The sequence below is a fragment of the Sulfurospirillum arsenophilum NBRC 109478 genome, assembly GCF_000813345.1.
Lineage (GTDB): Bacteria > Campylobacterota > Campylobacteria > Campylobacterales > Sulfurospirillaceae > Sulfurospirillum > Sulfurospirillum arsenophilum.
In genome coordinates this window covers 294,270-307,471 of record NZ_BBQF01000001.1, presented here as the reverse complement: position 1 = coordinate 307,471, position 13,202 = coordinate 294,270, and the positions used below count along the sequence as shown (strand labels likewise).

The following is a 13,202-nucleotide window of genomic DNA, read 5'->3' as shown; positions in this document are numbered from 1 at the left end:
AGCTACCCCTTGAATTTAAGCGCGTTCCAAGAAGGTCATATCTTTGATAAGCCCCTCGCTGCGTCCTACTTTAACGATGTTTGCCGCAGTTCCTTTGTAGAAAGGAATTTTGGTATCAGGATCAACATAGTCTGTGCAGAGGTCATTGATAATGGAATTTTGGAAACCAAAAGCACCAAAAACTTCGCCTTTACGCACCACATCCGTCACAATCGCGATGGCTCGTGTGGAGCCATAATCGTTACTGAGCTGAACAATGTCACCACTCGTAACGCCAAGCTCTTTAGCATCATTGGGGTGAATCTCAAGCGGAGCCATCGGCCATCGTTTTGCGGTAAATTCGAGGCGACCTGTGTGGTAGTTTGACTGCCATACTTCATTGATACGTCCTGAATTGACCCAGTATTTGTAGCGTTTGACCTGTTTCGCGACCTGTTTTGGCATGGCAGGTTGTGGTGTTGGTAAGAACGTCGCACGACCTGATTTCGTGCCAAATTTGCCATCAGCGTAATGAAGACGTGTGCCGATAAGCTTGCCATTTTCGACTTTAACGATAGGAAGTTGAACGCCGTTATTACCCGCTTCTCGTAAAAGTTTATAGGTAGCAAGCGTCCCAGTTGAGCCTCCTTGACTTGCCATCTTTGAACCCTGACCTGCAAAACCATCTTTAAATGAATCTTCTTCATTTTTCCAGTCAAAGCCTTCAAAGCGTTTTGCCATGGTTTTATTGCCTGCTTTGAGGTACTCAGCTTTAAGCGCATTGGCAATATCTGCCGCAATGAGACAGTCTGGTTTGGCACTACCAGGCGCGTCCATAACTTTTTCAGACAGACGCATTCTACGTTCTCCACTCATAGACGTGAGGTTCATCTCCATCGTTGTCGCCGCTGGCAATACAATGTGTGCTCGCTCACTCGATTGCGTTGGGTAGATGTCTATATCGACGACAAAAAGTCCACCTGATTTACACGCGTTGTAGATAATATCAGCGAGTTCATCAAGGTTGTTTCCATGATAACCGTTAATCGCATCTTTGACAATTTGACTTCTCTTTGTCACTGCATTTCTAAGGCGTTGTGTCGCGATAGACTGACCAAACGGGTTGGTTCCCCAGATAGAATAGACAAGGTATTTACCCTCAATGATGTCGGTGTCGATGACCGCAAGATTTTGCCTACTTGGTCCATTGTATTCAGGTCTTGTGTAGCCTTCTTGGTGACCGCCTGCTCGACACACACCTGTTCCCACACGACCCACACTGTGCGTTACAAGCGCTAGATTGACAATGGAAGCGACGTTTTCGTAGTTTTTAATACCCCAAATAATGCCTTTTTCATAGTAAATTGCATTGCGAGGACGGTGTCCGCTTGGTTTGGGTTTAGCGATCCATTCGGCTGCTTTTTTGATGTCAGCGACACTGATATTTGTGATAGAAGAGGCATACTCTAGGGAGACTTTATTGACTTTATACATTGCATCAAAATTCTCAGTATGGTTTTTGATGAATTCTTTAGCTTCCCAGCCTTGCTCCATGATGTACGTGACAAGTGCGTTCATGAGTGTAATATCTTGACCTGGTTTGATCTGAAGATGAAGTACATTCTCTTTACCTGCAATCGCAATAGCGTTGGTAATAGAAGCTTGGCGTCTAGGATCAATGAAGATAATTTTGCCATTAGATGCGCTCTCGCCTTTGTCATACTCTTTTTTCTTGTTCGCTAAGCTACTGCCATCGAGATTGGCTTGCATGTGAATGTTGAACAGGTTGGTTTGACACTCGTATGGATTACAACCGATGACCACCATGGTATCGGAGATACTCGTGTCATAATAACTGCTGTTAAGCTCACCAACGCCCATTTCACGACTTGAGTGAACTTCCGAGTTATACGCAGGGCGATTGTGAATCGAAGCCGATGCGGTACCAATAGCCGTGTGAAAGAGCTTGCCTGTTCCCCATGTGTTTTCAAAGCCACCGCCACCGCCACCATGGTCAAAGGTTTTATGCGAAATTTCATCTGCGCCATCGTTATCGATGATCTTTTTGTACACTTTTGCGATGATGGTTGTTGCTTCTTCCCATGAGGTTTCCATCAGCATTCCACCACGAAAAATTTGAGGCTCTTTGAGTCTGTCTTTGGTCGGGCTTGAGGCATTGAAGGTTGAAACACCCATCATCCCACCACGAACAGAGTTTTGTCCAATGTTGACCACACACTCTTTATCGGGAATAACCATCAGGTTGTATTTTTTGCCATCTCGATCCGTAATCGTGTTAAACATCCGTTCACTACACCAGTCACCATAGGTAGGCTGTTGCTGTGAAAGATCAAGGCCTAGCGCATTGTTTTTATAGGTTCCCTCTGTTCCAAGAGGCCATTTGTAAGATTTGTAGCCACAACCGACAATACAAAACTCACAGGTAACATTTTTAACTTCAGCATTTTTATGAGGAATGGGTAGTCTATCGTTTAAAGTTAGTGCCATGTTTTTCTCCTTAACCTACGTTATTGTTGATGCGACCAAAGATGAGCCCATCGACGCCAATGGCAAAGATGTCATCGCCACTGATCTCTAAAAGGACACGTGGCAGTCTGCCTGTCGCATGACCGATGACCATTTGTCCATCTTTTTTTGCGTCATATTTTGTAAAGTGACAGGGACACTCAAACAGTGCTTTCTCTTTGTTGTAAACGGTTGGACAGCCTTTATGGGTGCAGATAATGCTGTACGCTTTGACTTCATTATTTACATACACCGCTTTACACAAAGCGTTTCCATCAGGATAAGAAAAGTCGATTTCACCTGCTTTTTTGAGTTGAGCAAGAGAACCAACTCTACTCTTTTTGTAACCTTCATACACAGACATGGTAGAGTGTGTTTCGCCTGCAACGAGCGAGGGTACAGCAGCTACAGCGCTAAGACCTAAAGCAGAGAATTTTAGAAATTCTCTTCGAGTATGTTTCTCTTCTACGTTCACCATATGTTTCTCCTTATGGGGGTGTTGTCCTTTTTAGGTTATAGCGATTTTTATAAATAAAATCTAAAAAGCAAAACTTAAATTATAAATATTTGTTATAGTGAAACTATTTTGAAGCTTCTAAATAGAGTTGCTAGATGTCATGATGCGTGTATAGCGTTTTGTATAGTGTAAGAGTAAAATTTTTCGTCATCGCATCGTGTAACATTTAAGTTACATTTTTACACATTAAAAAGGTTTGTAACCATTTTGTAAATCATCTTGTATAAAGTTAGTTCTCTGTTACACATGTGGTTAGACTAACTTATTAAAAAGGAGTATTCATGGTAAAAGTTTTATTTGTTTGTATTCACAACAGTGCACGAAGTCAAATAGCAGAAGAGCTTCTTAGAAAATACGGTGGAGAGGCATTTAGTGTTCAAAGTGCAGGTTTAGAGCCTGGTGTTTTAAATCCTTTAGCCGTTGAAGTTCTCAAAGAAGAGGGTATTGATATAACAGGGAAGACAACGCAATCGGTGTTTGACTTGTTTAAAAAAGGAAACTTATTTCATTATGTGATTACGGTGTGTGATGAGGGCAATAGCCAACGATGTCCTATTTTCCCTGGTCAAACGAGTCGTATTCATTGGAGTTTTAAAGACCCTAGTGGTTTTACGGGTACACATGAAGAGAATGTAGCGCAAACCAGAGCCGTCAAAGAAGAGATTAAAGAAGCGGTTTTAGCGTTTATTGAGACCCTAAAAAAATGAATATGAAATTGTGTGAGAAGAGTTCCTCTCACACGATGGTTTATTTCGCAATGGTTTTCATATAAGAGAGAATATCTTCCATCTCTTTGCCATTCGTTGCTATTGCTTTGCCTGCTAGAGGCTTTTCAATGCACATATTGACAATTTCAGCAACACTATTAAATTTTGCTCCCATCAGAATGTGTTCTTTTCGGCTAAAAAGCCCTTCTTTAAATAAAGCTCCATTCGCATGGCACGAAAAACACGATTGTTCATTGGTGCTGCCACCCAATGTAGGATTTTTAAATAATTTTTCACCTTGTATGACATCGCCTCCAAATGCTAGGCTTGCACCAAAAAGACAGAGTGTTGTTACTTGTAAAAGTAGATTTTGTTTCATTGCGTACTCCTTTAAACGATAAGATTTATAAGGAGTATTGTGTCAAAAGAGGAAAGTTTTGTCTGTGATATTCATCACATTAAAAAGAAAACCATTTTAACAAACCAGATTTTTCTTTTTCATGTAAATAGGTGATTTTACCTCGACTTAAAGCAACAATACCCTCTTTTTCAAATGTTTTTAAAAGACGACTAATTACTTCTCTTGAGGTTCCTAGGTGAGAAGCGAGTTGCTCATGGGTAACAGTAATGGTTTTTTCTTTGGATTTTTGAAACCACTCGAGCAGTCTTTCATCTAAGCGCTTAAAGCGAACATCTTCTACCAATGCTACTAAGCCTTCCAAACGCTCTGTAAAAAGACTAAAAACATAATTTTGATACGCTTGTTCTTGAATGTAGATCTGATGGCAAATATGGGCAGGAATCATGAGTCCTGCCAATTCACTTTCACTCACAGCCGTTCCAACAGCAGGAAGTCCGCTAAAAGCACTGTTGGTGTTGACATTACATTGCTCAAGCGGTTTTAAATAGTATAAGGTAATCTCTTGTCCCGATTCATGCCTACGATAGACACGAATGGAACCTTCTATTAAAAAAAGTATCTCTTTACACTGGTCACCTTGCTCAAACAAAATCGTTCCTTTAGGAATGCGTACGCGCGTGGAGTGACTCTGTAAAAGTTCTTGGTTTGCGCGGGATAATTTTTCAAAAAAAGAGAATCGTTTCATGGAATTACCTTGAATAAAATGGATTGAAGTGTATTGTAACATAACACAATAAATACCCGTTTATCAATGAAATAATATATCAATATATCTTGATATAAAAGAAATATTATGTTACACTCTTTACAATAATTTATAATATACCGTAATAATAAAGGCGACATTATGGATGTTTTTTTAAAAACCGTTGGGGCGCTCAATGATGAAACACGGGTTCAAATTTTAGCGTTTATCTCACACAATGGCGAGGTATGTGTATGCGATATTGAAAGTTCGCTCAATATGATTCAATCACGTATCTCAAGACACCTCAAAATTCTCAAAGATGCGGGATTTTTAAAAGTAGATCGGCGTGGGAAATGGGCGTATTATGCCATTCGCTCACCGATGGATCGTTTTCGTTTGGCGTGCTTGGAGGAGATCAGTTATCTTGAACTAAACCTACCACAAAATAGTTCTACATGTAAAGGTGTATCATGATTTTAGCAGCTCTTATTTTTTTAGTCACGTTGGTGTTTGTCATCTGGCAACCCAAAGGTTTACAAATCGGCACGACTGCTGTTTTAGGCGCTGTCATTGCCTTGGTAGTGGGTGTTGTGAGTTTCGCGGATGTGCTGGTGGTAACCAGCATCGTTTGGGATGCAACCTTGGCATTTATCGGGATTATTATTCTCTCCATGGTGCTTGATGAGATCGGCTTTTTTGAGTGGTGTGCGATACAAATGGCAAAACTCTCTGGTGGTAATGGACATTTGATGTTTGTCTATTCTATTCTTTTAGGCTCTTTCATCTCGGCACTGTTTGCCAACGATGGGGCAGCACTTATATTAACACCTATTTTATTGGCACAAATGCGCATTTTAAAACTGGGTGCTAAAGCGATAATTGCTTTTTTACTTGCAGGTGGATTTATCAGCGATTCGGCGTCACTGCCGTTTGTCTTTTCAAATCTCACAAACATCGTCACGGCAAACTATTTTCATATCGGATTTACAAAGTACCTTAGTGTAATGTTTGTACCATATATTGCAAGTACACTTATTTCGATTATTGTTTTATGGTTTTTTCTTCGCAAAGATATTGTGGCGCAAGTGGATATCTCTTTACTGAAAAATCCTGATGATGCTCTCAAGAGTAAGCCACTTTTTTACATTGCATGGTTATTTTTAGCACTTCTTTTAGCAAGTTATTTTGTGGGTGATTTATACCATCTCCCCATTTCGGTATTTGCACTAGGAGGTGGGCTTTTATTCTTGGTCATTGCCAACGCATTTAAAGTTGTGCACCCTAAAAAAATTATTACTACGGCTCCATGGCAAGTGGTATGGTTTAGTATAGGACTTTATATCGTAGTGTATGGGCTTAAAAATGCAGGATTAACCGATTATCTTACGCTTATTCTTCAAGACTTAAACACAAGAGGTGATACTATCGCTATTGTGGGCACAGGTTTTATTGCAGCAGCCCTCAGCGCGGTCATGAACAATATGCCTACGGTTATGATTATGGACATTGCATTGCAAGATATTCCCAATCAAGCTTTAGCGTATGCAAATATCATCGGGTGTAACCTCGGACCAAAAATGACGCCATTTGGCTCGTTGGCAACGCTTTTATGGTTGCATGTTTTGGCACAAAAAGGGGTAAAAATCACTTTTGTAGAATACTCAAAATTTGGACTTTTAGTCACACCTCCAATATTACTTTTGGTATTGCTCAGTTTATAAAGATAACGCGGACAAACTATAACCCATGAGAATTAAATTTTTCATGGGTTATAGTAGAAATACATATCAATATATCTTGATATAAAGATAAATTTATGCTACACTTCTATCGTTACATGTAAAGATTGATAGTATTAAATTTAATGAGGAGATTATGATGAAAAAATTAGAGATATTTGATCCAGCGATGTGTTGTTCGACAGGCGTATGTGGACCTTCCATTGATCCCGAATTGATGAGAATAGCAACAACTATTAATGCCCTTAAAGAAAAAGGCATTGTGATTAAACGACATGGACTCTCTACCGAGCCACAAGATTTTGTGAGCAATAAAACAATCAATGCGCTTCTCCAAAAAGATGGAGTGGATATTTTACCTGCCACACTTTTAGATGGTGAAGTGGTGAAAACAAAAGCGTATCCTACCAATGAAGAGTTATCACAATGGTTGGAAGTCAAAATGGCAAGCGAATCACCATGGAAAGCAAACAGTTCATGTTGTGGGCCGAAAGGGTGTTGTTAATATGAAAGCTGTTACGTATGAAACATTTGGACTAGAAAAGCTACTTCTTACCAAATACCTTTTTTTCACAGGAAAAGGTGGTGTTGGCAAAACCTCCACTGCATGTGCCGTAGCGGTTTCTTTAGCAGATAGTGGTAAAAAAGTTCTCTTAATTAGCACCGATCCTGCGTCTAATTTACAAGATGTTTTTAATACAGAACTTGACGGCAAAGGTGTAGCGATTGCAGGTGTAACAGGGTTGATGGTGGCAAATCTCAATCCAGAAGCAGCCGCAAGGCAGTACCGAGAATCGGTTGTCGCACCTTACCGTGGGAAGTTGCCACAAAGTGTGATTGAAAATATGGAAGAGCAGTTATCAGGTTCTTGTACGGTTGAAATTGCAGCCTTTGATCAATTTTCCAACTTTATAACCGATGCAAAAACCCAACTGTTATATGACCATATTATTTTTGATACAGCTCCAACTGGGCATACGCTTCGTATGTTACAGTTACCTTCAGCATGGAGTGATTTCATCAGTGAAAGTACCCATGGCGCGTCATGTTTAGGACAATTATCGGGGCTTGAAGATAAAAAAAATATCTATAAAGAAGCGGTTTTAAATCTTGCAGATAAAACTAAAACAACACTTGTTTTGGTTTCAAGACCCGAGACAACACCCTTACTGGAAGCAGAGAGATCAAGCATTGAACTCAGTGATTTAGGCATTAATAACCAGATTTTAATTATCAATGGAGTGCTGAGTGCAGCCAGTGATGAAGTGTCTCAAAAATTATTAGATAAACAACAAAATGCTCTTACAACAATGCCTGATGGGTTGGGAAAACTAGGAATTTTCTTGATTCCACTGCGTTCTTACAATATCTTAGGGCTTGAGAATATCCGAGCTTTTTTTAAAGGTGATGATTATGTCCAAACAGCTTCTTATGCTAAACCTCTTGGATTGCAAGGCTTAGATGTTTTGATTGAGGATATTTATCAAACAGGTAAAAAAGTCATCTTTACGATGGGAAAAGGGGGCGTGGGTAAAACGACCATTGCCGCAAGTATTGCTTTAGCGCTTTCTCAAAAAGGTCTTAAAGTACATCTGACCTCCACCGACCCAGCCGATCATCTTAAGTACAGCATCGAAGGTGCGCCGTTAATAACATTGAGCAAGATAGATGAAAAACAAGAGTTGTTAAATTATCAAAATGAAGTCCTCAGTAAAGCAAGAGAGCGCATGAATGAAGAAGATGTGGCGTATGTTGAAGAAGATTTACGCTCTCCTTGTACCCAAGAAATTGCTGTGTTTAGAGCCTTTGCTGAGATAGTCGATAAAGCGCAAAATGAAGTGGTCATCATCGATACTGCACCCACGGGACATACACTTTTACTGCTTGATTCGACGCAAAGTTACCATAAAGAGGTTCAACGAACTAAAGGGGAAACACCACTGAGTGTGCAAAGACTCTTGCCACGACTTCGTGATGTGGGGCAAACCGAAGTGATTATTGTGACATTGCCTGAAGCAACACCTGTTTTTGAAGCAGAAAGATTGCGTGAAGACTTAAGCAGAGCAGGCATTCACAATAAATGGTGGGTGGTTAATCAGTGTTTATCCATGACCAATACTCAAAATCCCCTGTTGATAGCAAGAGCTACTGCGGAGTATCAATGGCTTGAAAAAGTAAAGAAGATTAGTCAAGGTAACGTTGTAGCATTACCATGGCTTGAAAATGCATCCATCGAAAATATTAATCTTACATGTAAAGGTGAAAAATGAAAAAAGTATTGATTTTATGCACAGGAAACAGTTGCCGAAGCATCATCGCAGAGGCTTTGGTTAATGCCAAATTAGAAGGCATTGAGGCTTACAGTGCGGGTGTACGTGCGAGTGGTAAAGTGAACGCTTATGCGAAAAGAGTTTTAGAAGAAGAGGGTATTTGGAAAGATTCGTATCACTCTAAAGCATTGGATGAAGTCATCAATCTTGACTTTGATTTGGTGGTGACCGTGTGTGATCATGCCAATGAAACCTGCCCGATGTTTCCTAAGCCTATTCCTAAAATCCATGTAGGATTTTCTGATCCTGACGGTAAAGATTATGGCGCGTTTATTCTTACATGTAAAGCGATTGAAGCGGAACTCTTGCCGATTATTGCAGAAAAACTCTCATGAATTTGGAGCAGATGCTCATTGAAATGACTTCGCAGTTTGGGGCATGGGCGATTGTTGCTTCGTTTGGCATTGGTCTTTTGACTTCGCTTGCTCCTTGTTCCATCATCACCTTGCCTCTGCTTGCAGGTAGTGCTTTGGGGCTTTCAAAGGATCTCAATGCCAAGCAAAAAAAAGTTTTTATTTATCAATACTCACTGCTTTTTGTATTAGGTTTGGTCATTAGCTTTTCACTGTTGATGTTACTTGTCTCCAAGATGGGCATGATGCTCTCTTTGGCGCCTTTTTGGGCGTATCTACTCGCTGCTCTTGCAACATTTACAGTGGTTGCCTATGCTCTTGGATGGATTCAAGGTTTCGATAAAGACAAAGTGGCACGAAAATTTTTGAGATTTAAACTTTTGGGTGCGGTGATCATCGGGCTTATATTTGGACTGGTGAGTACGCCGTGTGCCTCTGCGCCGTTGGTTGCTATCATCACCATTGCCTCTCAGAGTGGCTGGGTTTATTCGTACGCACTTGTGTTGGCATTTGCCCTAGGACATGGCATGTTGCTTTTGGTGGCAGGAACGTCGCTTGGATTTACAGTTGCAATGTACGCAACCGATTGTGTACCTCGACTCGTTCCAACGAACCAAATAGGTGCAGCCGTTTGTGTTTTGATCCATGCAACAACAGCACCTATATCTTGCACATGTTCTTCGGTTTGTCTAAAGCCATTGAGAAAGGGTTCACTTTGACGATCTGATGGTGCATCGACAATCACCACCATCAATCCCGCTTGTGCAAAAAGCTCACGGGTGCGTATCAAAAAATTACCCTCTCCCCAACCGAATTTTCCCTCACGTGAGAGTTGAAGTCCTCCGTGTCCACCTGCAAATAAAACAACGACCGCTTTTGGAGCTTCTGGAGCAAGGACTAAAAGACGCTCACTCACACTACTGCGTGTTGGAACATCCACCACACGAGGTGAAACGTCAGCAAACAATGAAAGAATAGTTAAAATCAGTACAGCAAGTAAACGCATCTCTTACTCCTTCGTGGGGACTTTTTTTTCTAATGCCTTAGCCTTCAAAATCGTATGTGGTGTTTGAAGCTCAAAAATATCACCCTCAGCGATCTTTTCAAGAGCAATTTTTTTGCCTTCTTTCACGATCTGAGCATAACACTCTTTTTGTTCACGTGTCGGTTCTTTGGAATTTAGTGCAATGGTGTATGAAGAGAGAAGTTGCTCTTTTTTAGCCAAATTTTGTCTGGTTTGAAAGATAATCTGTTCTTTGAGAAGGCTGGTCTGACGGGATTTTTCTCGGTATAAAAGTGCTATTTTATCGTTGTATTGACTCTGCAAGATGCCAATCTCATTTTTCCACAAAGAGAGTTTCTCATCAATGGAGCGTTTGGCAAAAAGACGCTTTAAATGCTCAAGAGACTCCCCTTTTGAGCGTAAAATTCGTCCAAAAACAAGGGTATAACGTTCCATCATGCCATCAATGCGTTGCAACATCTCAGCACTATCAGGAAGTATCATCTCCATAGCCGCCGAAGGTGTTGGCGCTCTAAGATCTGCTACAAAATCACTGATAACATAATCTATTTCATGACCTACCGCGGAGACAATCGGTGTTTTACATGTAAAGATCGAATCGGCTACTATCTCTTCATTAAATGCCCACAAATCTTCTACACTTCCGCCACCTCGTCCGACGATAATTACGTCTGCTCCAAGTGAATCCGCACGTGCAATATTCGTTGCAATAGAGAACTTTGCACCCTCGCCTTGAACGAGTGTATCAAGCAGTGTGATCTTCACCAACGGCCAACGCTTTGTTGCCACGCGAAGCATATCTTGAAGTGCCGCTCCCGTGCCTGAAGTCACCAATGCAATATGGTTCACAAAACGAGGTAATGACTTTTTACGTTCTGCTTCAAAGTAACCTTTAGCTCCTAGTTTGGCTTTGAGCTGTTCATAGGCTTTGGCTAATGCGCCACTGCCGGAAGGTTCCATCATGGTGCAGTTGATTTGGTATGTTCCACGTGGTGAAAAAACCGAGATAGAACCGTGAACCACAACGGCCATTCCCTCTTCTACTTGAAATTTTAAGGTTTTAGTATTGCCTTTAAACATCACACAAGAGATAGAAGAGTCGGCATCTTTGAGGGTAAAATAGAGGTGACCAGAGCTGTGATACGTAGGTCTAGAAACCTCACCTTCCACACTTACATGTAAAAAGGTGGTTTCCAGTAATGACTTGATTTGGTTGTTTAAACTTGAGACACTAAGAGTTTGGCTCATTAGCGTTTTTTAGCAATGACCAAAGTAGAAATATCCATCGAAAAGCTTTTGACAAATTCCGTTTCAAAACCAGCAATATCAAGCTCTTTTTGAAGCATGGAAGGCGTTAAGAAACCTTCAATGGAGTTTGGCAGATACTCATAGGCTGCTTTATTTTTAGAGATAATACCACCCAAAATTGGTAAAACTTTAGTGAGATAAAAATCTTTGAGGGCAAAGAAAAAGCCTTTTTTCTCATCTTTGGTAAATTCTAAAATAACAACATATCCACCCGTTTTGAGAACACGTGCAAACTCACTAAAAGCTTCTTGACGTCTAACAACATTGCGGATACCATAACTAATACTTAAAATATCAACACGTTCATTAGGAAGAGGAATTTCTGTTGCTTCGGAGATGAGAAACTCAAATTCGGGAAATTTTTGTTTGCCGACATCGGTCATTCCAACGGAAGGATCAACACCCAAAATTTTTCCGATACTTCGACCTGCTTTTTTGGCCTGTTTTGCCCAATATCCCATCATATCGCCTGTACCACATGCCACATCTACGATAAGATCTATCGGTTTGGCATAGCGTGCAAAGGTTTCATCACACGCTGTTTTGCGCCACTGAATGTCAATACCCATGCTTAAAACACGATTTGCTGTGTCGTATGTGCCTGCGATTTCATTAAACATCTGAACAATTTTTTGCTGCTTCTTGTCGTTATTCTCCAAAACAATTCCTACATGTAAAATATATTGCCAAATTGATTGGCAGACTCGAGTATTTCATAGTACCAAACTATTCTGCCTCGTAAGAGGCAAGCTTTAGTATCTAGTGTAACGTAGCTTTCCAAGCTTCACTTGAAAAGCGTGTCAAATATTAAAACAATCCTGCGACTTGTTGTGCGATTTTATCTTCTAAAATAGGTGTTGCTTCATACAGTGTTAGATCCATTTTCGTGGCTTCTGCAAACATCATAGTTCTATGCTCTATAAAATCACTCTCATACGATTGTGAGCTTGAAGAGTATGTATTGCTATACATTTTTCCGCTGGCATCAGCATCGCGGATTGGTCCACCAAAGCTATTCATCGTACCTGCTTTTTGGCCATCTCTAATGCCTGCTTGTCCACCTACGTTACCCGTAGATGCCATAACTTTGCCTTTTGCTTTTTCACGAATCACAATGTCCACTTGCATTTGGAAAATCGTATCTTCGGTTGCTTTTCCAATAAGACCACCGACAACCGCTCCGCCAAGTCCTGCAAGTGCCATACTTTTACCGTTACTACCTGAATTTGCAATAGCACCCGCAGCACCACCCATCACAGCACCACCAACGACATTGTTTTCGCTTTTTTTGTTACAGAACAAGATGTTTGTCATAAGCACATACGTTGCTTTTTCAGGGTCATCTACAATGGTATAGCCTTTAGCATAAAGCGCTTGAATCATACGATTTTCCAAGTTAATAGGCGCACCACTGGTATTTTTAGTTGAAACAAAAATGGTTCGTTTTTCTTTAGCCACAGGGTTAATAAAAACGCTCTGTGTCATACGAGCACTCGTTTGAAGTTCACTTGTCGCACAGCCTGTCATTAAAACAAGAACAGCGCTTAAAGCCAAACCTACATGTAATGTTTTTTTCATTCTTTATCCTTATTTAAAAAATAGGTGCGATA

The 13,202-nt window shown here is 40.6% G+C and carries 15 protein-coding genes; 7 read left to right on the top strand and 8 right to left on the bottom strand.

Annotation, left to right across the window (positions count from 1 at the left end):
- Positions 1-15 precede the first annotated feature (15 nt).
- Positions 16-2,487, bottom strand: a complete 2,472-nt coding sequence (locus tag SAR02S_RS01560) for an arsenate reductase (azurin) large subunit (protein WP_041956271.1) — start codon at positions 2,485-2,487, stop codon at positions 16-18.
- A 10-nt stretch (positions 2,488-2,497) separates the two neighbouring features.
- Positions 2,498-2,983: an arsenate reductase (azurin) small subunit gene (locus SAR02S_RS01555; protein ID WP_041956269.1), complete on the bottom strand. Its 486-nt coding sequence runs from the start codon at positions 2,981-2,983 to the stop codon at positions 2,498-2,500.
- Positions 2,984-3,303: 320 nt separating this feature from the next.
- On the opposite strand from SAR02S_RS01555, the gene SAR02S_RS01550 reads away from it, so the two are divergent.
- Positions 3,304-3,729, top strand: coding sequence for an arsenate reductase ArsC (locus SAR02S_RS01550; protein ID WP_041956267.1), 426 nt, complete (start codon positions 3,304-3,306; stop codon positions 3,727-3,729).
- Between the two features lie 40 nt (positions 3,730-3,769).
- Here the strand turns inward: SAR02S_RS01550 and SAR02S_RS01545 are convergent, their stop codons facing one another.
- Complete coding sequence (locus SAR02S_RS01545; protein ID WP_041956265.1) at positions 3,770-4,108, bottom strand: c-type cytochrome; 339 nt, start codon at positions 4,106-4,108, stop codon at positions 3,770-3,772.
- Between the two features lie 79 nt (positions 4,109-4,187).
- On the bottom strand, positions 4,188-4,835 hold the full coding sequence (locus SAR02S_RS01540; RefSeq protein ID WP_041956262.1) for a Crp/Fnr family transcriptional regulator: 648 nt from the start codon (positions 4,833-4,835) through the stop codon (positions 4,188-4,190).
- Positions 4,836-4,997: 162 nt separating this feature from the next.
- On the opposite strand from SAR02S_RS01540, the gene SAR02S_RS01535 reads away from it, so the two are divergent.
- The 5 genes from SAR02S_RS01535 (at position 4,998) to SAR02S_RS01515 (ending at position 9,242) form a co-directional block, all read left to right on the top strand.
- Entirely contained in the window at positions 4,998-5,312 is a 315-nt protein-coding gene (locus tag SAR02S_RS01535) for an ArsR/SmtB family transcription factor (RefSeq protein ID WP_041956260.1), read from the top strand.
- Entirely contained in the window at positions 5,309-6,559 is a 1,251-nt protein-coding gene (locus tag SAR02S_RS01530) for an arsenic transporter (protein ID WP_041956258.1), read from the top strand. The genes SAR02S_RS01535 and SAR02S_RS01530 overlap by 4 nt, the downstream gene beginning before the upstream one ends.
- Positions 6,560-6,716: 157 nt before the next feature.
- On the top strand, positions 6,717-7,082 hold the full coding sequence (gene arsD / locus SAR02S_RS01525; protein ID WP_041956255.1) for an arsenite efflux transporter metallochaperone ArsD: 366 nt from the start codon (positions 6,717-6,719) through the stop codon (positions 7,080-7,082).
- Positions 6,988-8,847, top strand: a complete 1,860-nt coding sequence (gene arsA / locus SAR02S_RS01520) for an arsenical pump-driving ATPase (RefSeq protein ID WP_439645565.1) — start codon at positions 6,988-6,990, stop codon at positions 8,845-8,847. Before arsD ends, arsA begins: the two co-directional genes overlap by 95 nt.
- A complete protein-coding gene (locus SAR02S_RS01515) occupies positions 8,844-9,242 on the top strand; it encodes an arsenate reductase ArsC (protein ID WP_041956251.1) in 399 nt (132 codons plus the stop codon). The genes arsA and SAR02S_RS01515 overlap by 4 nt, the downstream gene beginning before the upstream one ends.
- Here the strand turns inward: SAR02S_RS01515 and SAR02S_RS13530 are convergent.
- Positions 9,220-9,405, bottom strand: coding sequence for a hypothetical protein (locus SAR02S_RS13530; RefSeq protein WP_232293991.1), 186 nt, complete (start codon positions 9,403-9,405; stop codon positions 9,220-9,222). The genes SAR02S_RS01515 and SAR02S_RS13530 overlap by 23 nt on opposite strands.
- Here SAR02S_RS13530 and SAR02S_RS13330 point away from each other — a divergent pair.
- A complete protein-coding gene (locus SAR02S_RS13330; protein ID WP_232293987.1) occupies positions 9,320-9,979 on the top strand; it encodes a cytochrome c biogenesis CcdA family protein in 660 nt (219 codons plus the stop codon). The genes SAR02S_RS13530 and SAR02S_RS13330 overlap by 86 nt on opposite strands.
- A gap of 290 nt (positions 9,980-10,269) precedes the next feature.
- Here the strand turns inward: SAR02S_RS13330 and xseA are convergent, their stop codons facing one another.
- The 3 genes from xseA to traT form a co-directional block, all read right to left on the bottom strand.
- Positions 10,270-11,532, bottom strand: a complete 1,263-nt coding sequence (gene xseA / locus SAR02S_RS01505) for an exodeoxyribonuclease VII large subunit (RefSeq protein WP_041956249.1) — start codon at positions 11,530-11,532, stop codon at positions 10,270-10,272.
- Positions 11,532-12,251 carry a bifunctional demethylmenaquinone methyltransferase/2-methoxy-6-polyprenyl-1,4-benzoquinol methylase UbiE gene (ubiE, locus tag SAR02S_RS01500; protein ID WP_269746278.1) on the bottom strand — a complete coding sequence of 240 codons (720 nt, stop codon included), beginning with the start codon at positions 12,249-12,251 and terminating at the stop codon, positions 11,532-11,534. The genes xseA and ubiE overlap by 1 nt, the downstream gene beginning before the upstream one ends.
- Before the next feature lie 148 nt (positions 12,252-12,399).
- Positions 12,400-13,170: a complement resistance protein TraT gene (gene traT / locus SAR02S_RS01495; RefSeq protein WP_041956248.1), complete on the bottom strand. Its 771-nt coding sequence runs from the start codon at positions 13,168-13,170 to the stop codon at positions 12,400-12,402.
- Positions 13,171-13,202 lie beyond the last annotated feature (32 nt).